This window comes from Azospirillum sp. OGB3 (assembly GCF_014192915.1).
GTDB lineage: Bacteria > Pseudomonadota > Alphaproteobacteria > Azospirillales > Azospirillaceae > Azospirillum.
The window spans coordinates 36,581-55,409 of record NZ_JACHYN010000019.1; the positions used below are offsets into that span (position 1 = coordinate 36,581).

An 18,829-nucleotide genomic window follows, 5' to 3' on the forward strand; every position below is an offset into this window, starting at 1 on the left:
ATGTTGAATCCGTCACTCTTCAGGCCATTCTGGGCGAAGACGCTGCTGGTCGGCATGACCGTGGCCGGGCTGGCCGCCGGGACGCCGGGCCAGGCCCGCGCGCAGGCGGCGCCGGTCGAGATGGTGATGACGGACGAGATCGCGACGTCCCACTGGACCGCCAAGATGATGGACGAGTATGCCGCCCTCATCGAGGAGCGCTCGAAGGGCCGCATCAAGCCGAAGGTCTTCCACTCCGGCACGCTCTACAAGGACAAGGACGCCGTCGCCGCCCTCGGGTCGGGCGCCGTGCACATGGTCTGGCCGGTCAGCGTGCAGCTTGAGAGCATCGCCCCGCAGTACGGCGTGGTGAACCTGCCCTTCGCCGTCACCGACGCCGCGATGTCCAAGCCGGAAACCGCGCAGGAGGTCTCGAAGCTGCTGTCCGGGCTGGTGTCCGACAAGGGCATCCGCGTCATGGGGCTGATGCGCACCGCCGACCTGATCTTCCTCTTCAAGGACAAGGAGGTCGACTCCGTCGGCGACCTGAAGGGCAGCAAGATCCGCCTGACCGGCGGCCGGGTCCTGCAGCTTCTGATGCGCGACTTCGGGGCCAGCCCGGTGTCGATGCCCGCCTCCGAAATGGCGGCGGCGCTGATGCAGGGGGCCATCGACGGCATCTACACGTCCGCCGGCGGCTGGGAAATGGTCGGCACCAACGCCGCCAAGGTCGCGTCGCTGATACCGGGCATGAGCCTGCTCACCTACTCCGTCCTGGTCGACGACAAGTGGATGAAGGGCCTGCCCGACGATCTGCGGCAGGTGGTGGAGACGACCACCAACGAGATCATCGCCAAGCAGTGGCAGCGCGCCATCGACGCCGACAAGAAGACCATGGACCAGATGATCGCCCAGGGCGGGCGGCTGGCCGTGGCGCCCGAGGCGGAGCAGGCGAAATTCCGCGAGATTGCCAACAAGGTCAACCAGGACTACGTCCGGCGCTACCCTGAGATCTGGAAGCAGTATCAGGCCATCGTCGGCGAAAAGAGCTGAGGCGATCCCCCTCGCTTCACCTCACGGTGCGGGCGGCGTTCCGGAAGGAGCGCCATCCGCACCTTTTTTTATGCGTGCTCAGACCGACCGCATGAGGCCGCCGTCCACCCGGATGTTCTGCCCGGTGATGTAGCCGGCCCCGTCGGAGGCGAGGAAGGCGACGGTCGCCGCGATCTCCTCGCTCTTGCCGTAGCGGGCCATCGGAACGCCCTGGCGCCGCTCCTCGGTCGCCGGCAGGCTGTCGATCCAGCCGGGCAGCACGTTGTTCATCCGCACGTTGTCGGCGGCGTACTGGTCGGCGAACAGCTTGGTGAAGGAGGCCAGCCCGGCCCGCGCGACGGCGGAGGTCGGGAACATCGGGCTCGGCTCGAAGGCCCAGGCGGTCGAGATGTTGATGATCGTCCCGCCCTTCTGCCCGACCATGACTGGGGTCACCAGCCGGACCGCCCGGACGACGTTCAGGAAATAGACCTCGATCCCCTTGTGCCAGTCCTCGTCGGTCAGCTCCAGCAGGCCTTTTCGCGGGCCGTGGCCGGCGCTGTTCACCAGCGCGTCGATGCGGCCCCAGCGCTCCATCGTCCGGGTCACCAGACGCTCCAAATCCTCGGCGGATTGGTTCGAGCCGGTGACGCCGATCCCGCCCAGCTCCTCCGCCAGAGCCTCGCCCTTGCCGGAGGAGGACAGCACCGCGATGTTGAATCCGTCCGCCGCGAGGCGCCGCGCCGCCGCGGCCCCCATGCCGCTGCCGCCCGCGGTGATGATGGCAACCTTATCGCCCATGATTCGTCATCCCTCTCCTGCCGGAACGGTTCGTCCGTTCCTTCTCCTCCTGTATCGCACCGGACGCAGGACGGGGCCAAGGGAAGCGTGCGCGTGCCTTTGGGCGCCGTAAGGACAGCGCCGGATTTAGGCCGGTCAGAGGGTGAGCAGGAAAGCCAGTGAGGCGATGGGAGCCGCCGTGACGAAGCCGACGGCGACGAAACGCTCGACCGGGCTCCAGGACGCCCAATCCCGCTGAAGCGAGGACAAGAACGACTTCATGATCCCTCACGGACCGGCTGATGTTGCAATGCATATAAGATACGGTTTCCGAGGGCGTTCGTGCCAGGGGCGTGGCTTCCGTATCGCGAAATATCGGGGGGGTGATGCAGCGCTGCCACAGGCCGAAAAGCGGCACTCCGAAAGGGCTTTGCCGGGCCGGCGCCGTCAAAGGTTGCCCATCGGCCACAGGGATCGATGGGTGGACGGGTCAGGGCGACGCGCCGCCGCTCCCGCCGAACAGGGCGAGAATGCGCGCCGCCGCAAGCTCCGGCGGGATCGAGGCGATGCAATGCGCCTCCACCGCCGTGCAGCTTTCCGCCGCGCAGGGCGGAAGCGCCGCCGCCGGCCGCAGCACCAGCGCCCGCGCGCACCAGGGGCGGAAGCGTTCCGGCGCGTGGAGGTGGTTGGTGTCCCCGCCCTCCGGATGGCAGGAGAAGACGGCGACCGGCACGCCCACGGCGGCCCCCAGATGGGCAGGGCCGGAATCCATGGCGATCAGCCCCGCCGTCCGCTCTATCACCGCGGCCGCCAAGCGCAGGCCGGTCTGCCCGGTCAGGTCGGTCACGCGCCCCGGCAGGGCTGCGGCGATCCGCTCCGCCGCCGCCCGCTCCAACTCCGTGCCGAGAACCGCCACCCGCGCGCCGAGCGCGATCGCCACCACGGCGACCACCGCCGCCAGCCGCTCCGGCGGGTATTCGCGGCGCGCGGCGGCGGCGCCCGGCGCCACGGCGACGATCCGCTCCCCCACCGCATCGGCCAGCAGGCGGGCCGCCTCCGCCCGGTCCTCCGCGGTCAGGTGCAGCTCCACCCCGTCGCCGTCCGGCGCACCGCCGGCGAAGCGCAGCAATGCGAGGTTCTGCTCCACCTCGTGGCGGCCCGGCGGCGGCGTCAGCCGGTGGGTGTAGGCGCGGTCGAAGCCGGCGTTGCCCGACGCCTTCCAAGGCGTGACTGCCTCGGAGAATCCAACAACGGCGCGGGCGCGGCTGTTCGCGGCGAGCACCGTGGCGCCGTGGCGGTCGAAATCGTAGCGGGGGACCAGCGTCAGGTCGAAGCCGGCGCGGAACGCCTCCGCGAAGGCCGCCGCACCGCCCGGCGTGACGCCGCGCAGGTCGATGCCGCCGCCCGGCTTCGGATGGGGCGCCACCACCGCGTCGACATGCGGACAGGTCATGGCGAGGTCGGCCACCGCCGGGCGCACCGCCAGCACGATTCGTGCCTGTGGCGCCGAGGTCCGCAGACCGCGCAGGAAGGGCGTGGCGAGCACGAAGTCGCCCGCCTCGTCCAGCTTCACCACCAGGATGCGCCGGGCGGAGGCAAGTTCGAAGACGGCGTCCGTCATGCCGCGCTCATGTCGATGCGGGTGGGCGGCAGACCGGCGCACCAGCGCCGCCACGCCATGCGGTAGCCGGCCTCGACCGCCCGGACGTACCCCGCCTCGTCCATCAGCGGGGAGCGCGCCATGCGCTCGCGCAAGCCCACGCGCTGCGCCTCCAGAAAGGCGCGGTCCGTGGCCAGCCGGACGGCGAGCGCCACGTAATCGTCCTCACGCTCCACCACCAGCCCGCCCAGCCCGACGCTGCCCAGCATGGTGGCGCCCCAGCGGGAGATCATCGCCTCCCCCGCGATGGACAGCACCGGCACCCCCATCCACAGCGCGTCGCAGGTCGTCGTTCCGCCGTTGGCGAAGACGGGATCGAGCGCGCAATCGAGCAGCCGGTAATCCTCGTAGGGGTCCGGGGCGGTGCCGCGCAGCAGCAGCCGCGACTCCGCCACCCCATGGGCGGCGAAGGCGTCCAGCACCCGCCGCGCCACCCCGCCGCCGGACAGCCCCCGCCATTTCAGCATCAGCCGCGCCTCCGGCACCGCTGCCAGCACCCGACCCCACAGCGCGAGCGTGGAGGCGTTCAGCTTGGTCAGGTTGTTGAAGGAGCCGAAGGTGAACACCCCCGCCGTCTCCACCGGCGGACGATCCGGCGGCACGGCGGTGGACTCCGCGGGGCGGTAGCACAGCACGCTTCCCGGCAGGCGGATCAGCTTTTCCGTGTGCAGGGCGTCCGCGCTCGCCGCGGCGAAGCGGTGGTCGGAAAACTGGTAGTCCATCGCCGTCAGGCCCGTCGTGTTCGGGTAGAGCGGCAGGCTGACCTGGACCGGCGCCGGGCGCCGGATGAACAGCGGCATGCGGTTGCGCGACATGTGTCCGCCGCAGTCCACCAGCAGGTCGATGCCGTCCGCCCGGATCAGCCGCTCCAGCTCGTCGTCCGGCAGGGCGGCGACGGCGCGCCAGCGGTCAGCCAGCGCGGCGAAGCGGTCCGTCGCCGCGTCCTTGGGCAGGTCGGCGTAGTAGCAGGTCACCTCCACCGCCGCCCGGTCGTGGCCTTCGACCAGCGGCAGCAGGAAGTGATAGCCCGGCCCCGGGTAGCGCTGGAAATCCGGCGACAGGTAGCCGACGCGCAAGCGGCGCTCCGGATCGCGGTCCGCCGCGTCGAAACGCGGGACGGCCGGCGGCACCGGCATCACGGCGCGCTCGAACCGCCTGTGTTCCTCGAACACCGCGCCGAGGTCCGCCTCTTCGGCGAAGCACAGGCAGAACAGCAGGTTGGAGCGCACCTCCGCGTCCTGAGGCGCGCGATCCAGCGCAGCGCGCAGGGCGGCCACCGCCTCGCCGTGGCGGCCGAGCGCCATCAGCGCGACTCCCAGGTTGGAGCTGGCCAGCGCCTCCCGCTCCGCCGCGCGCAGCACCAGCGCCCGCCGCAGCAGGGTCAGCGCCTCGTCGAAGGCGCCCGCATCGATGGCGTGGGTGCCGAGGTTGGTCCAGCCGGCGGCGCCGTCGGGTTGCAGGGCCAGCGCACGCCGGAACCACGCCCGCGCCTCCCCCGGACGCTTGGCCCGGTGCTGAACGGCCCCGGTGTTGAGGGCGTGGCCCGCCTCCTCCGGGTCGGCGCGGACGGCGCGGCGGGCGGCGGTCGCGGCTTCCTCCATCGCGCCCAGGGCCGACAGCGCCATGCCCAGCCCGGTCAGCGCCGAGGCGGATTCCGGGGCCAGCGCCAGGGCACGCCGATAACAGCGCGGCGCCGCCACGGGATGCCCGCGCTCCTGCCACAGATTGCCGAGCACCAGCAGGGAGTCCAGAGCCGGAGCCAGAACCGCCGACCGCCCCAGCCACGCCGCCCCCTCGCGCCAAGGCCCCGCCGCGGCCAGCGCCGCGCCCAGGATCTTCGCGCCCTCGCCGTACCCCGGCTCCAGCGCCATCAGCCGACGTCCGGCATCGGCCGCGCCGGCCATGTCGCCCAGCGCGTGGCACAGGCCGGTCACCTGCTCCCGCGCCTGGACCAGCAGCGGCGCCAAAGCGGCGGCGCGGCGGAAGGCGGCGAGCGCATCGCGCGGACGCCCGGCGTCGCGCAGCGCGGCCCCCTGGTTGTAGACAGCCAGCACCTCACCGGGGGCGAGCGCCGACGCCCGCCCGTACCAGTCCGCCGCCGGACCGGGCCGCCCCAGATCGTACAGCGCGTCGGCCAGGGCGTTCGCGGCCTCCCCATCCTCCGGCGCCAACGCCAGCAGGCGACGGAAGGCCCGCGCCGCGGCCTCCGCCTGTCCCAGCTTCGTCTGGGCGGCAGCCTCCAGCCGGTGATGGTCGGGGACCAGCGGGGCGAGGCGGGCGGCGTGGCTGTAAGCGTCCGCGGCCTCCGCCCAGCGCCCGACTGACTCCAGCACGCGGCCCAGGTTGAGGCGGAAGATGGGCTGGCCGCCGTCCTTCGCCACGGCCTTGCGGATCAGCGTGATCCCGGCCTCCGGATCGCCGGTCTGCGCCGTCAACAGCCCCAGCAGATGCAGCGCGTCGCTCTGCTCCGGCATGTGGCGCAGCACGCGCTCGTAGAGGGGGCGCGCCTCCGTCAGCCGTCCGTTCTGGTGATGGACGACGGCCTGCGCCAGCGTCTCCTGGAGCGTGGCAGGGGAAGAATTGCGGCTGGCGCTCATGACGGTCCGTTCGGCTGGCCCATAGATAGGGCGTCGGAGGCGCAGTGTAGCGCGCCCACGCGACCGCGGGTACGAATGCGTCACTGCTTCCGGGACAATCCGGCTTTGCCTTGCTGGCGACCGGGTCAGACGGCTCCCCCGCCGGGCGCCAACCGGGCGGCGGCGTTCGCGGCGCCCATGGCGAGCGCCGCCTCGCGGGCGGTCAGGCCGCGGGCGTCCCGCGCGTCGGGATCGGCGCCGCGGGCCAGCAGAACGTCCACCATCGCGACGCGGTCGAACATAGCGGCGGTCATCAGCGCGGTCCGCCCGTCAGGCCCGCAACCGTTCACCAAGGCCCCCTCCTCCAGCAGGACGCGCAGCACCGCCTCATCCCCCTTGAAGGCGGCGGCGGCCAGCGGCGTCTGCCCGCGGTCGTTGGCCAGCTCCGGATCGGCGCCGTGGCGCATCAGGTTGCGGGCCAGTTCGGCATGGCCATGATAGCTGGCCAGCATCAGCAGGCTGTCGCCCTTGTCGTTGCGCAGGTTGGGCGGCAGGCCCATCTCCAGCAGCTCGGTCAGTTCGGCGGTGCCGCCGGAGCGCGCCCAATGGAACAGCTTGCCGGCGAAGGCGATGGTGTCCTCATCGAGTTCTCTGCGCGGCTCCCGTTGCGGCTCCCCCTGCGCTCCCATGGCGGCGCTCCCCCGGTCAAAATTTCGGCTCAAACCGGGGAAACAGCCGCCGCAGCGCTTTGTTGCACCATCTCGCCGCGCGCCTCCTCCAGCAGCCAGCCGCGGAAGGCGGCGACGGCCGGGCGGTCCTGCATCCCCTCCGGACAGACGAACCAATAGCTGCCGGACGACGCCTCGATCTCCGGGAAGGGCAGGACGAGCCGCCCCGCTGCCACATCCTCGGCGCACAGCATGCGGTCGGCGACGGTGGCGCCCATCCCGGCGGCGGCGGCCTGCATCGCCGGGTCCATGGCGTCGAACACCGCGCCTTGGCGCAGCGCCTCGAAGAAGGGCAGACCCGCCGCGGCCAGCCAGGTCCGCCAGTCCTGCCCCTCCGAACAGCCGTGCAGCAGCGGGATGGCGCCGAGGTCCATCGGCACCCGCAGCCGCTCGGCCAGGGCCGGCGGACAGACGACGGTCAGGCGTTCCGGCAGCACCTCCGCGGCGGCGAAGCCGGGCGGCACCTCCCGGCAATAGGGGATGGCGGCGTCGAACTCCTGCGGGTCGAACTCCAGCCCGCTGCTCCAGGCAACGGTCACCCGCACCTGCACGTCGGGGTGGCGCGCCTGGAAGCGGACAAGCCGCGGCATCAGCCAGCGGATGCCGAAGGAAAAGGCCACCCTGATCCGCAAATCCCGTCCCCGCGCCGCCAACCGCGCCGCCGTGCCGGCGATACGGTCGAAGGACTCCGACAGCACCGGCAGCAGGGCGCGCCCATCGTCGGTCAGCTCGACCCGTCGGGTCAGCCGCCGGAACAGCGGCACGCCCAGCCACTCCTCCAGCCCCATGATCTGCCGGCTGACCGCGCCCTGGGTCACGCACAGCTCGTCCGCCGCCTTGGAGAAGCTCTCGTGGCGGGCCGCCGCCTCGAAGGCGCGCAGGGCATGAAGGGGCGGCAGGGCACGCCGCATCGTACGCTCCATGGATGAGTCTCGCTCATCCATCTTATGAGAAAGCATGGTTTGTCGTCCACGCGGCTAAGCGCGATTTTCCGGCTTCGAGGAATGACCGACCGGCGGGAGGGCCGCATGACGAGCATGAGCGGAACGCACGACAAGCGGGGCGGCGGAGCGACCGCCGGCCCCACCGCCCTCTCCTGGCTCGCCCGCCTGAACGGTTGGCGGGAGCGGCGGGCGCTGCGCCGCGCCCTGGCCCGCATGGACGCGCATCTCTGGGCCGATCTCGGCTTCGACGAGGCGGCGGCGCGGGAGGAGATGGACAAACCGTTCTGGAAAGGGTGAGCCGACCGGCGGTTCAGGGCGGACGGTAGGCGCTGCCGTCCTCGGCGCGGGCGGGCACGTCGACGTAGGTCCCGTGGTCCGGTACGGCGATCCGGTCGAAATCGCGGGCAAGCTCATGAAGCGCGGTCCGCATGCCGTCTCCCCGCATGGCGGGGCCATGGCCGGTGACCACAAGTTCGGGTTCCAGCCCCGCCAGCAGCACCACCGAGTCCCGCGCCTTCTGCCAATCCGTCGTGTAGTACATGGGCGGCCCGTGCATCTCCGCGTCCTGCATGGCCACGGCGTAGGCGGATTCCTGGCGCGTCGTGATGAAGGCGTCGCCCGCGATGAGAGTCCGGTCCGCCGCGCGCCAGAAGGAGACGTGTCCGGGGCTGTGCCCCGGCGTCGCGAGCCACCGCCATCCCGGCATGCCCGGAACGCTGCCGTCCTTCGCTAGGCGGTGCAGCCGCCTCCCCACATTCACCGGCCCGCGGGGATACAGCGGCGCCATCAGCGACATCAGGCCACCGCCGACCGAGGGATCGGGCGGCGGATAGGACGCGCTGCCGTCGAGATAGGGATGCTCCAGCCCGTGGGCGTAGACCGGCGCGTCCCAGCGCTCGGCCAGCTCCTCAAGGGCGCCGACATGGTCGAAATGCCCGTGGGTCATCACAATGGCCGCAGGTCGCGAGTCCGGCCCGAACCGCTCGGCCGCCGCCTTGGTGATGAGGCCCGCCGTGCCCATCACGCCGGCGTCGATCAGCACCCATTGTCGGTCGTTGTTGGGCCGGTCGCTGCCGGGCCGATCGCCGCCCCCCGGCGCGCCGACGAAGACGACGTTGACGATGGCAAGGCGCCGGTAGGCCAAGTCGGGAGCGATCTCCCGCGTGCCGTCGTCGCGCGCCCGGTCCCGCTCCGGATCGTCGGCCCGCCCCGCGGAATCGAGAGGGATCTGCCGCGCCATGCGCCGTCCTCCGTGCTGCGATGGGTGAGGGTCGGTTCCGCTCACCATTCGTAGGCAAACTGAAGGTGGCGGCGATGGTTCCCCAACGCAGGGTGGTGGCGTCTACTCCATCGGCTGGTCGAGCGGGCGGCCCAGCGCCCCACCCGCCGCAGCACCCAGGGCGCAGCCCAGCGCCGCGGCCGGGCCGGTCGCCGGCAAGGCGGCCCCGCCGGTCGCCGCCCCCGCCGCGACGGCGCCCGTCGCCCCCATCGCCCCGCCGGCCAGACAGCCGAGCGACGCCCCCGCCACCATGTGCCGGTTCTGGTACAGCAGGGCGCCACCCAGGATGATTGCGCGCTCCGCCCCATCGCGCAGCCCGTCCGTCCTGTCGGACAGCCAGCCGCGCCACTCCGATGTCGGCGATGCCGCCTGGGCCACCGGTGCGGTCATCACCAGCAGCGTGGCAAGGCTCGCCGCGCCGAGGAGTCGGCTTGTCTTGTGTCGCATGGAAGGCTCCTTTTCCGGATCGTCAGGATACCCCATCGCGGTATGAAAGCCGTCCCGAAAGGAGGGATGGGCGGCGGCCGATCGGGCTACTCCCTTCGCGTTTGTCCTGTAGTAGATACTTACTGCCACACCAACAATCCGTGTTCCTAATATTCACGCTGGAGCCACCAACCGGAACGGAGCCAGCCCCATGGCCAAGGCCATCCACATGATGATCCGGGTCCTCGACGAGGAGCGGTCGCGGGACTTCTACGCCCGCGCGTTCGGCCTGGAATGTGCCGACCGCTACGCCTTCGACGGCTTCACCCTGGTCTATCTGCGCAACGCCGAGAACGACTTCGAGATCGAGCTCACCATCAACCACGGCCGCACCGAACCCTACGCCCACGGCGACGGCTACGGCCATCTGGCCGTCTGCGTCGACGACCTGGATGGGGAGCACCGGCGCTTCACGGCGCTCGGCTACGGCCCCAACCCGATCAAGGAGTTCGCTCGGGACGGCGCGCTGATGGCCCGCTTCTTCTTCGTCCAGGACCCCGACGGCTACAAGATCGAGGTCCTCCAGCGCCACGGCCGCTACCGCTGACACCAAGCGCGCGCGGCACCCGAAGCAAAAATCACAAACGGTCTTGGGAGGAAGCGATGCGTTCTCCGACGAGCACAACAGCAAAACCCGCCCCGAACTCCACCATGCACCGGCGCGCCTTCCTGGCGGCCTCGGCCACCGCCGCCGCGGCGACGGCCATCCTGGTGTCGGGCGGGGCGATCCTCTGCCCGCGCGAGGCCTGGGGGTACGAAACCAAGGCGCTGGCACCCGACACCATGCGCTCGCTGATCCGGGTGTCGCGGGACATCTACCCGCACGACCGGCTGGCCGACCGCTTCTACGCCGTCGCCATGAAGGCGCAGGACGAGAAGGCGTCCGCCGACGCCGCCCTCAAGGAGCTGTACGAGTCCGGCATGGCGAAGCTCGACCGGCTGGCCAAGGCCAAGCATGACGCACCCTACGCCGACATCGGCTGGGAAGCCGACCGGGTTCGCCTGCTGCACGAGATCGAGGCCGATCCCTTCTTCCAGACGGTGCGCGGCGGGCTGGTGACCGGGATCTACAACAACCAGGAGGTCTGGCCGCTCTTCGGCTACGAGGGCGAGAGCGCGGCCAAGGGCGGCTACATCGACCGCGGATTCAACGACATCGAGTGGCTCTGACCACCGTCTCAGGAAGGATGTTTCAGCCATGGAAGCGAAATTCGACCTGAACGACGACAGCGTCGTGGTGATCGTGGGCTCCGGGGCCGGCGGCGGCACGCTGGGCACCCAACTGGCGCTGAAGGGCATCAAGACGGTGATCCTGGAAGCCGGCGGGCGCCACAACATGGAGGATTTCCAGAACGACGAATGGGCCAGCTTCGCCCAGATCTCCTGGCTCGACCCGCGCACCACCTCGGGAAGCTGGCGGGTGTCGCGGGACTTTCCCGGCCTGCCGGCCTGGATCGTCAAGGCGGTCGGCGGCTCCACCGTGCACTGGGCGGGGGCCGCGCTGCGCTTCCAGCCGCACGAGTTCAAGACGCGCACGACCTACGGCGAGGTCGCCGGCGCCAACCTGCTCGACTGGCCGATCACGCTGGAGGAGTTGGAGCCCTGGTACGCCAAGGCGGAGGACCGCATGGGCGTCACCCGCACCAACGGCATTCCCGGCCTGCCCGGCAACAACAACTTCAAGGTCCTTAAGGCCGGCGCCGACAAGATGGGTTACACGGAGTGCCACACCGGCAACATGGCCATCAACTCGGAGCCCCGCGACGGGCGCGGGTCCTGCCAGCAGATCGGCTTCTGCTTCCAGGGCTGCAAGTCCGGCGCGAAATGGTCCACCCTGATCGCCGAGATCCCCAAGGGCGAGGAAACCGGCAAGCTGGAGGTCCGACCCAACGCCCAGGTGCTGAAGATCGAGCATGACGCCAAGGGCAAGGTGACCGGTGTCCTCTACGCCGACAAGGACGGGGCGATCCAGCGCCAGAAGGCCCGCATCGTCGCGGTGGCCGGCAACTCCATCGAAAGCCCCCGCCTGCTGCTGAACTCCGCCTCCTCCATGTTCCCGGACGGGCTCGCCAACTCCTCCGGGCAGGTGGGGCGGAACTACATGCGGCACATGACCGGCTCGGTCTACGGCGTGTTCGAGAAGCCGGTGCGCATGTACCGCGGCACCACCATGGCCGGCATCATCCGCGACGAGGCGAAGAACAAGCCCGACCGCGGCTTCGTCGGCGGCTACGAGATCGAGACCCTGTCGCTTGGCCTGCCCTTCATGGCCGCCTTCCTCGACCCCGGCGCCTGGGGGCGGGAATTCACCTCGGCGCTCGACGGCTACGACCATATGGCCGGCATGTGGCTGGTCGGCGAGGACATGCCGCAGGAAAACAACCGCATCACCCTGCACGCCGACAAGAAGGACAAGTACGGGATGCCCATCCCCAACGTCCATTTCGACGACCACCCCAACGACGTCGCCATGCGTCAGCACGCCTACCGGCAAGGCATGGCGCTGTATGAATCGGTGGGGGCGACCCGCAGCTTCCCGACGCCGCCCTACCCGTCCACCCACAATCTGGGCACCAACCGGATGAGCGAGAAGGCGCGCGACGGCGTGGTGAACAAATGGGGCCAGACCCACGACGTGGCGAACCTGTTCGTCTCCGACGGCTCGCAATTCACCACCGGCGGGGCTGAAAATCCCACCCTGACCATCGTCGCGCTGGCGCTGCGCCAAGCCGACTACATCGCCGGCCAAATGACCAAGAACGCGATCTGATCGCTGCTCTGTCCCATTATTCGGGACTTTCCGCGGATTACAGCCCCTCTCTTCCGGACGGAGGAGGGGGGCACTCTTTTGCGCTCAGGCCGTCTCGCGTTCTTTTTCCGGGGCGGTGAAGGCAGTCGGAATTCGCGCCGGAAGGCCGGCGGCGGCGACCGCGGCGAAATCGGTGCGCGCCTCCCGTTCCAGTTCCTCCACGCAGGGACGGTGGCCCTTGACCTCCTGGGCGTAGGTCAGGCAGGCGCAGCGCAGCAGGCCGGCGAAGTTGCGCCGCTCCACCCCGCGGGCCAAGACTTCATCGTGCAACTTTGACAAGAAACGCCCCAGCGAGACGCCCTGCATCGCCGCGATTTCCTCCAGCGCGTCCCAGAAGGCCGCCTCCAGACAGACGCTTGTCGAATGACCGCTGAGGCGGACCCGCCGGGTTACCATGCGGAAGCGCTCCGGGTCCTGACCGGCAAAAATTCGGCACATCCCTCGTCTCCTTCCAAACTTCTCCGAATCCTTAAATGCACTATGAACGGAAAATCCGTGTCGCGCATTAATTTCCGGAAGACGCCACCCGCTCAGGTGGAATGAAAGGACAGAAACATCATCATATTCGCGTGCATCAAAAAGCACCGGAGACGCGCGGTCTTCCCCGGATACCCTCCCGCCCGCTGAAATATGCGCTTACCTCAGCCAACCCGGCGCAAAAGAACGAGCGTTGAAAAATTGGGGAACCGTTTCCGCAGCGCATTTCTGTCACGGAACCCACCCCTGCCGATCCCGTTGTTGGTTTCCGGTTTTCGACGCCATTCCGCTGCGCCGCAAAAATCCACTGTATTCGTGGCGAATTCCCGGCGGCAACCCGACGATACGTCATTGAAGAGAGGATGGAAACATGAGTTGGGCCGGCCAACACCAGTTCCCAATCGGCAGAAACCGAAAAAGAACACGTCAGACCGCCGACTCTCCACACTCCGAGATCGCCCCCCTGCCCTCGCAGACCCTGATCTGCTTTTCGCACCTGCGCTGGAGCTTTGTTTATCAGCGTCCACAACATCTTATGTCGCGATTCGCGCGCGACCACCGCGTGCTGTTCGTCGAGGAGCCGATCCACAACGACACGCCCGAGCCCTGGCTGGACGTGCGCGAGGATGAGGGCGTCCTCGTCCTGGTGCCCCGCCTGCCCGCCGGCATGGACGGTGAGGCGGCCGTCACCGCCCAGCGCCAGCTTCTCGACCGATATCTGGCCGAGGAGGGGGTGAGCGACCCGATCCTCTGGTACTACACGCCGATGAGCCTCGCCCTGTCCGGCCATCTGCGCGGGGCGCTGGTGGTCTACGACTGCATGGACGAATTGTCGGCCTTCCACGGCGCGCCGCCGGAACTGGTCGAGCGCGAGCGGCAGCTGATGGCGCGGGCCGACGTTGTGTTCACCGGCGGCGTCAGCCTCTATGAGGCCAAGCGCACCCTGCACCCCAACGCCCACGCTTTCCCTAGCAGCGTGGACGTCGCCCATTTCGCCGCCGCCCGCGGCATCGTTGAGGAGTCCGCCGACCAAGCGGCCATCCCGCACCCGCGGCTCGGCTTCTACGGCGTCATCGACGAGCGGCTGGACATCGCCCTGCTCGACGCCGCCGCCGCGGCCCGGCCCGACTGGCAGTTCGTCCTGGTCGGCCCGGTGGTGAAGATCGACCCGGCCGACCTGCCCCGCCGCCCGAACATCCACTATCTCGGCCCGAAGAGCTACGACGACCTGCCGCACTATCTGGCGGGCTGGGACGTCGCCCTGATGCCCTTCGCGCGCAACGAGTCCACCCGCTTCATCAGCCCGACCAAGACTCCGGAATATCTGGCCGCCGGGCGCCCGGTCGTCTCCACCTCGATCACCGACGTGGTGCGCGGCTATGGCGACAGCGGCGTCGTGCGGATCGCCGACGCGCCGGAGGACTTTGTCGCTGCCGTCGAGGCCGCGCTGGCCGACGCCGCCGACCCGGAGCGTCTGCGCGCCACCGCCGACCACGTCCTGCGCGACATGTCCTGGGACAAGACCCAGGGCCGCATGAAGACGCTGATGGAGCAGGCCCGCCAGCGCGGGCGCGCCGCACCGCCGGCCCACCGCCCGGCACCGGCGATTCATCCGTCCAGGCACCCGGCCAAGCACGCCAACGGGCGCGCCGCCGGCCGCCGCTCCGGCTTCGACTACCTGATCGTCGGAGCGGGCTTCGCCGGCAGCGTGCTGGCGGAACGTCTGGCGGCGGGGCTGAACAAGCGCGTCCTGCTGATCGACCGGCGCCCGCACATCGGTGGCAACGCCTACGATCACTACGACGACGCGGGCGTGCTGATCCACCGCTACGGCCCGCACATCTTCCACACCAACGCCAAGCCGGTGGCGGACTATCTCTCGCGCTTCACCAAGTGGCGGCCCTACGAGCACCGGGTGCTGGCGCGGGTGGACGAACGGCTCGTCCCGATCCCGATCAACCGGACGACGGTCAACCGGCTCTACGGGCTGGACCTCGACGAGGCCGGCGTCGCGGCGTTCCTGAAGAGCCAGGCGGAGCCGGTCGCCGACGTCCGCACGTCGGAGGACGTGGTGGTCGGCGCGGTCGGGCGGGAACTGTACGAGAAATTCTTCCGCGGCTACACCCGCAAGCAGTGGGGCCTCGACCCGTCGCAGCTCGACAAGGCGGTCACCGCCCGCGTCCCGACGCGGACCAACGACGACGACCGCTATTTCGGCGACAGCTTCCAGGCGATGCCGCTGAACGGCTACACGCGGATGTTCGAGAGCATGCTCGACCACCCGAACATCAAGGTGATGCTGAACACCGATTTCGACGACGTGCGCGACGAGATCGCCTACGACCGCATCGTCTTCACCGGCCCGATCGACGAGTATTTCGGCCACCGCTTCGGCAAGCTGCCCTACCGCTCCCTGACCTTCCGGCATGAGACGGTGGATCAGGAATGGTTCCAACCGGTCGCCGTGGTGAACGAGCCGTCGGAGGGGGTGCCCTACACCCGCGTCACCGAGTACAAGCACCTGACCGGGCAAAGCCACCCGAAGACCAGCATCACCTACGAGTACCCCTCCGCGCAGGGCGATCCCTACTACCCGATCCCCCGCCCGGAGAACCAGGAGCTGTTCCGCAAGTACCAAGCGCTGGCCGACGGCACACCGGACGTGATCTTCCTGGGGCGCCTCGGCACCTACCGCTACTACAACATGGACCAGGTGGTGGCGCAGGCGCTGGCGGTCTACGCCCGCCTGGAGAAGGAGGAGCAGCAGAGCCGCGGTCTTGCCGCCGCCGCGCGGGCCTTCGGCTCGCTGGGCGCGGAGCGGGAGGTTCGGGTCGCGGGGATGGGGGATTAGGCGGAGCGCGCTCTCTTGCCCCCACCCTTCCCATGCTCCGCATGGGCCCCTTCCCTCCTCCGCCTTCGGCAAGGGAGGGAATTATCCCCTCCCCTGCGCAGCGGGGGAGGGTTAGGGAGGGGGCAATGCCTCCCCGACTCCCCGCCCTCCACGAAGAGCACCCCCATGCACACCCCCACCCTGTTCGACAGCGTCTTCCTCGGCGGCTTCGAATGCTCGACGCACCGGCGGCATGACGGGCGCCGGCTCGACCTGATCGCGGCGACCGGCCACGACCGGCTGGCCGCCGAGGACTACCGGCGCATGGCCGCCCACGGTCTGCGCAGCGTGCGCGACGGCGTGCGCTGGCACCTGATCGAGACCACGCCGGGCCACTACGACTGGTCCAGCCTGCTGCCTATGGTCCGCGCCGCGCGGGAGGCCGGGGTCCAGGTCGTCTGGGACCTCTGCCATTACGGCTGGCCGGACGACATCGACATCTGGCGGCCCGCCTTCGTGGAGCGCTTCGCCCGCTTCGCCGGGGCCGCCGCAGCCTTGCTCCGCGACGAGGGCGTTGAAACGCCCGCCTATTGCCCGGTCAACGAGATCTCCTACTGGGCCTGGGCCGGCGGCGACATGAAACGCTTCAACCCGATGACCGAGCGCCGCGGGTTCGAACTGAAGCACCAGCTCGTCCGCGCCAGCATCGCGGCCATCGACGCGATCCGCGCCGCCGACCCGCGCGCCCGCATCGTCCAGGTCGATCCGGTCATCCACGTCCTCCCCCGCCCCGACCGCAAGGGCGACGCCGGGGCCGCTGAGGCCGCCCGGCTGGCCCAGTACGAGGCGTGGGACATGATCGGCGGCTACGCCTGGCCGGGACTGGGCGGCAAGCCGGAGTATCTGGACGTGATCGGGGTCAACTACTATTCCGACAACCAGTGGTTCCTGAAGGGCGGCACCATCGGGCGCGACGATCCGCGCTACCGCCCCTTCGCCGACATTTTGGCGGAGGTCCACCAGCGCTACGGCCGCCCGGTCCTGGTGGCCGAGACGGGAGCCGAGGGCGACGCCCGCGTGCCCTGGCTCGACTATGTGACGGCGGAGGTGGTCACGGCCCTGCGCGCCGATGTGCCGGTGGAGGGGATCTGCCTCTACCCGATCCTCGACTATCCCGGCTGGGCCAACGACCGCCACTGCGAGACCGGCCTCTACGGCCTGTGCGACGAGGTTGGCGGGCGTTGCCTCCACCAACCGCTGGCCGCCGCGTTGGAGCGCGCTCAGGCCCGCATCGGCGCGCTGCTCAGCCAGCCGCAGTACCAGGCGGCTCAATGAGCGGTTCGAACACGGAAACCATCCCGGACCGTCCCGGCCGCTTCCTGCTGCATTACATCCGACGGCGGCCCTGGTCGTTCGGCGGGCTGTTATCGGTGATCGTGGCGGCGGCGGGCTGTGCGGTCGCCGTGCAGTACGGGATGAAGCTGCTGATCGACGCCATGGCCTCCCCCGACCGGGCGGCGACGGATGTCTGGACTCCGCTCGGCCTGTTCCTGGGCTTCATCGCGGCGGAGAACGTGCTGTGGCGGCTGGGCGGCTGGCTCGGCTGCCGGACCGTGCTGGCGACCGGCGTGGACATGCGGCTCGACCTGTTCCGGCACCTGACCGGCCATTCGATGCGCTACTTCTCGGAGCATCTCGCCGGGTCGCTGGGAAACCGCATCGCCGCCACCGAGAACGCGGCAACCACCATCTTCCGCACGCTGACCTGGAGCATCGTCCCGCCGGTCACCGACTTCCTGGGGGCGGTGCTGGTGCTGCTGACGATCCACTGGGGCATGGCGGCGGCGCTGGTGATGTTCGCCGTGGTGGTCGCCGTCGCCATCGTCGGTCTGGGGCTGCGCGGGCGGACGGTGCACCACGCCTTCGCCGAACAGTCCGCCCGCACCAACGGCGAACTGGTCGACGTGGTGTCCAACGTCTGGACGGTGAAGGCCTTCTCCGCCCGCGGGGGGGAGCGCGAGCGCCTGAGGCAGGCCTTCACGGTCGAGGCCGGGGCGCACCGCCGCAGTTGGATGCATCTGGAGAAGACCCGCGTCGTCCATGACATCTGCCTGTGGGTGATGGCCGGGTCGATGCTGCTGTGGGCGTTGCTGCTGTGGCGGGACGGCACGATCACCACCGGCGACGTGGTGATCGTCAGCGCGCTGACCTTCCGCATCCTGCACGGCTCCCGCGACCTCGCCTTCGCGCTGGTCACCGCCACCCAGCAGGTCAGCGCCATCGACGAAAGTTTGCGGGTGATCGCCCGCCCCCACGACGTGCTCGACCCCGTGCCGGCCGAGCCCGCCAAGCCCGGCGGCGGCGCCATCGCCTTCGAGAGCGTGTCCTACCGCTATCCCGAAGGGCGCAAGGTGCTGGAGGATTTCAGCCTGACCATCCCGGCCGGGCAGAAGGTCGGTCTGGTCGGACCGTCGGGAGCCGGCAAGTCGACCATCATCAGCCTGATCCAGCGGTTGGACGACGTGCAGCGCGGCGACATCCTCATCGACGGCCAGCCGCTGACCACCCTGGTTCAGGACGACCTGCGGGCCAAGATCGCCGTGGTGCCCCAGGACATCGCGCTGTTCCACCGCCCGATCCTGGAGAACATCCGCTACGGCCGTCCCGGCGCCAGCGACGAGGAGGTGTTCGAGGCCGCCCGCCACGCCTTCTGCGACGGCTTCATCCGGCAACTGCCGGAGGGCTACGGCACGCTGGTCGGCGAACGCGGCGTGCGGCTGTCGGGCGGGCAGCGGCAACGGCTGGGCATCGCCCGCGCCTTCCTGAAGAACGCGCCGATCCTGATCCTCGACGAGGCGACCTCCGCCCTCGACACCCAGTCGGAGCAGGAGATCCAGGCGGCGCTGGCCGATCTGGCCCAGGGGCGGACGGTGGTCGCGGTGGCGCACCGCCTGTCCACCGTGTCGGCCTTCGACCGCGTGCTGGTCCTGGTGGACGGCCGCATCGCCGAGGATGGCCACCCCACCGAGTTGCGACGGCGCGGCGGCTTGTTCAACTCGTTGTGGCAGCTCCAGGCGCAGGGCTTCGCGGCAGAGTAGTCCGCGCGCGCCCGGCGGCCTCCGCACCGTGGCGCGGAGGTCGCATCGGCCGGAACGTTTAGGGAAGACCGCCCTTCGGCGGGCTATCTTTCCGGGCGTCGTGTGTTAAGACACCAGACGCAACTTCGCCTCGGCCCGAAAGCTCGATGAA

The 18,829-nt window shown here is 70.0% G+C and carries 17 protein-coding genes; 8 read left to right on the forward strand and 9 right to left on the reverse strand.

From position 1 onward, the window contains the following. Positions 1-1,032, forward strand: a complete 1,032-nt coding sequence (gene dctP / locus FHW79_RS27150) for a TRAP transporter substrate-binding protein DctP (RefSeq protein ID WP_183181797.1) — start codon at positions 1-3, stop codon at positions 1,030-1,032. Positions 1,033-1,110: 78 nt separating this feature from the next. Here dctP and FHW79_RS27155 read toward each other — a convergent pair whose 3' ends face one another. From FHW79_RS27155 to gcvA, 6 genes are all read right to left on the reverse strand, one after another. Further along, positions 1,111-1,812, reverse strand: a complete 702-nt coding sequence (locus tag FHW79_RS27155; RefSeq protein ID WP_200478674.1) for an SDR family oxidoreductase — start codon at positions 1,810-1,812, stop codon at positions 1,111-1,113. A 135-nt stretch (positions 1,813-1,947) separates the two neighbouring features. Next, positions 1,948-2,073, reverse strand: coding sequence for a hypothetical protein (locus tag FHW79_RS33385; protein WP_257792944.1), 126 nt, complete (start codon positions 2,071-2,073; stop codon positions 1,948-1,950). Between the two features lie 208 nt (positions 2,074-2,281). After that, on the reverse strand, positions 2,282-3,412 hold the full coding sequence (locus FHW79_RS27160) for a glycosyltransferase family 9 protein (RefSeq protein ID WP_183181798.1): 1,131 nt from the start codon (positions 3,410-3,412) through the stop codon (positions 2,282-2,284). Continuing rightward, positions 3,409-6,048, reverse strand: a complete 2,640-nt coding sequence (locus tag FHW79_RS33390) for a tetratricopeptide repeat protein (protein WP_183181799.1) — start codon at positions 6,046-6,048, stop codon at positions 3,409-3,411. Before FHW79_RS33390 ends, FHW79_RS27160 begins: the two co-directional genes overlap by 4 nt. Positions 6,049-6,173: 125 nt before the next feature. Continuing rightward, complete coding sequence (locus FHW79_RS27170; RefSeq protein ID WP_183181800.1) at positions 6,174-6,716, reverse strand: ankyrin repeat domain-containing protein; 543 nt, start codon at positions 6,714-6,716, stop codon at positions 6,174-6,176. A 29-nt stretch (positions 6,717-6,745) separates the two neighbouring features. Continuing rightward, positions 6,746-7,678: a transcriptional regulator GcvA gene (gene gcvA, locus FHW79_RS27175; protein ID WP_247884626.1), complete on the reverse strand. Its 933-nt coding sequence runs from the start codon at positions 7,676-7,678 to the stop codon at positions 6,746-6,748. A gap of 105 nt (positions 7,679-7,783) precedes the next feature. Between gcvA and FHW79_RS27180 the strand changes: the two genes are divergently transcribed. Beyond that, on the forward strand, positions 7,784-7,996 hold the full coding sequence (locus FHW79_RS27180; protein WP_183181801.1) for a DUF1127 domain-containing protein: 213 nt from the start codon (positions 7,784-7,786) through the stop codon (positions 7,994-7,996). A gap of 13 nt (positions 7,997-8,009) precedes the next feature. Here FHW79_RS27180 and FHW79_RS27185 read toward each other — a convergent pair whose 3' ends face one another. Both FHW79_RS27185 and FHW79_RS27190 read right to left on the reverse strand, forming a co-directional pair. Then, positions 8,010-8,939: an MBL fold metallo-hydrolase gene (locus FHW79_RS27185; protein WP_183181802.1), complete on the reverse strand. Its 930-nt coding sequence runs from the start codon at positions 8,937-8,939 to the stop codon at positions 8,010-8,012. Between the two features lie 102 nt (positions 8,940-9,041). Next, complete coding sequence (locus tag FHW79_RS27190) at positions 9,042-9,425, reverse strand: hypothetical protein (RefSeq protein WP_183181803.1); 384 nt, start codon at positions 9,423-9,425, stop codon at positions 9,042-9,044. Between the two features lie 190 nt (positions 9,426-9,615). Between FHW79_RS27190 and FHW79_RS27195 the strand changes: the two genes are divergently transcribed. The 3 genes from FHW79_RS27195 to FHW79_RS27205 are packed head-to-tail and all read left to right on the forward strand — an operon-like array spanning position 9,616 to position 12,234. Next, complete coding sequence (locus FHW79_RS27195) at positions 9,616-10,011, forward strand: VOC family protein (RefSeq protein WP_094306072.1); 396 nt, start codon at positions 9,616-9,618, stop codon at positions 10,009-10,011. A gap of 56 nt (positions 10,012-10,067) precedes the next feature. Continuing rightward, entirely contained in the window at positions 10,068-10,634 is a 567-nt protein-coding gene (locus FHW79_RS27200) for a Twin-arginine translocation pathway signal (protein ID WP_247884627.1), read from the forward strand. A 28-nt stretch (positions 10,635-10,662) separates the two neighbouring features. Next, positions 10,663-12,234 (forward strand): GMC family oxidoreductase, encoded by a 1,572-nt coding sequence (locus FHW79_RS27205; RefSeq protein WP_183181804.1) that lies wholly within the window; start codon positions 10,663-10,665, stop codon positions 12,232-12,234. Positions 12,235-12,318: 84 nt separating this feature from the next. On the opposite strand, the gene FHW79_RS27210 is transcribed toward FHW79_RS27205, so the two are convergent. Next, a complete protein-coding gene (locus FHW79_RS27210; RefSeq protein WP_145677800.1) occupies positions 12,319-12,711 on the reverse strand; it encodes a ribbon-helix-helix domain-containing protein in 393 nt (130 codons plus the stop codon). A gap of 574 nt (positions 12,712-13,285) precedes the next feature. Here FHW79_RS27210 and glf point away from each other — a divergent pair. From glf to FHW79_RS27225, 3 genes are all read left to right on the forward strand, one after another. After that, entirely contained in the window at positions 13,286-15,601 is a 2,316-nt protein-coding gene (glf, locus tag FHW79_RS27215; RefSeq protein WP_183181805.1) for a UDP-galactopyranose mutase, read from the forward strand. 165 nt (positions 15,602-15,766) lie between these two features. After that, positions 15,767-16,915: a beta-galactosidase gene (locus FHW79_RS27220; protein WP_183181806.1), complete on the forward strand. Its 1,149-nt coding sequence runs from the start codon at positions 15,767-15,769 to the stop codon at positions 16,913-16,915. Next, complete coding sequence (locus tag FHW79_RS27225; protein WP_183181807.1) at positions 16,912-18,678, forward strand: ABC transporter ATP-binding protein; 1,767 nt, start codon at positions 16,912-16,914, stop codon at positions 18,676-18,678. Before FHW79_RS27220 ends, FHW79_RS27225 begins: the two co-directional genes overlap by 4 nt. Positions 18,679-18,829: the final 151 nt, after the last annotated feature.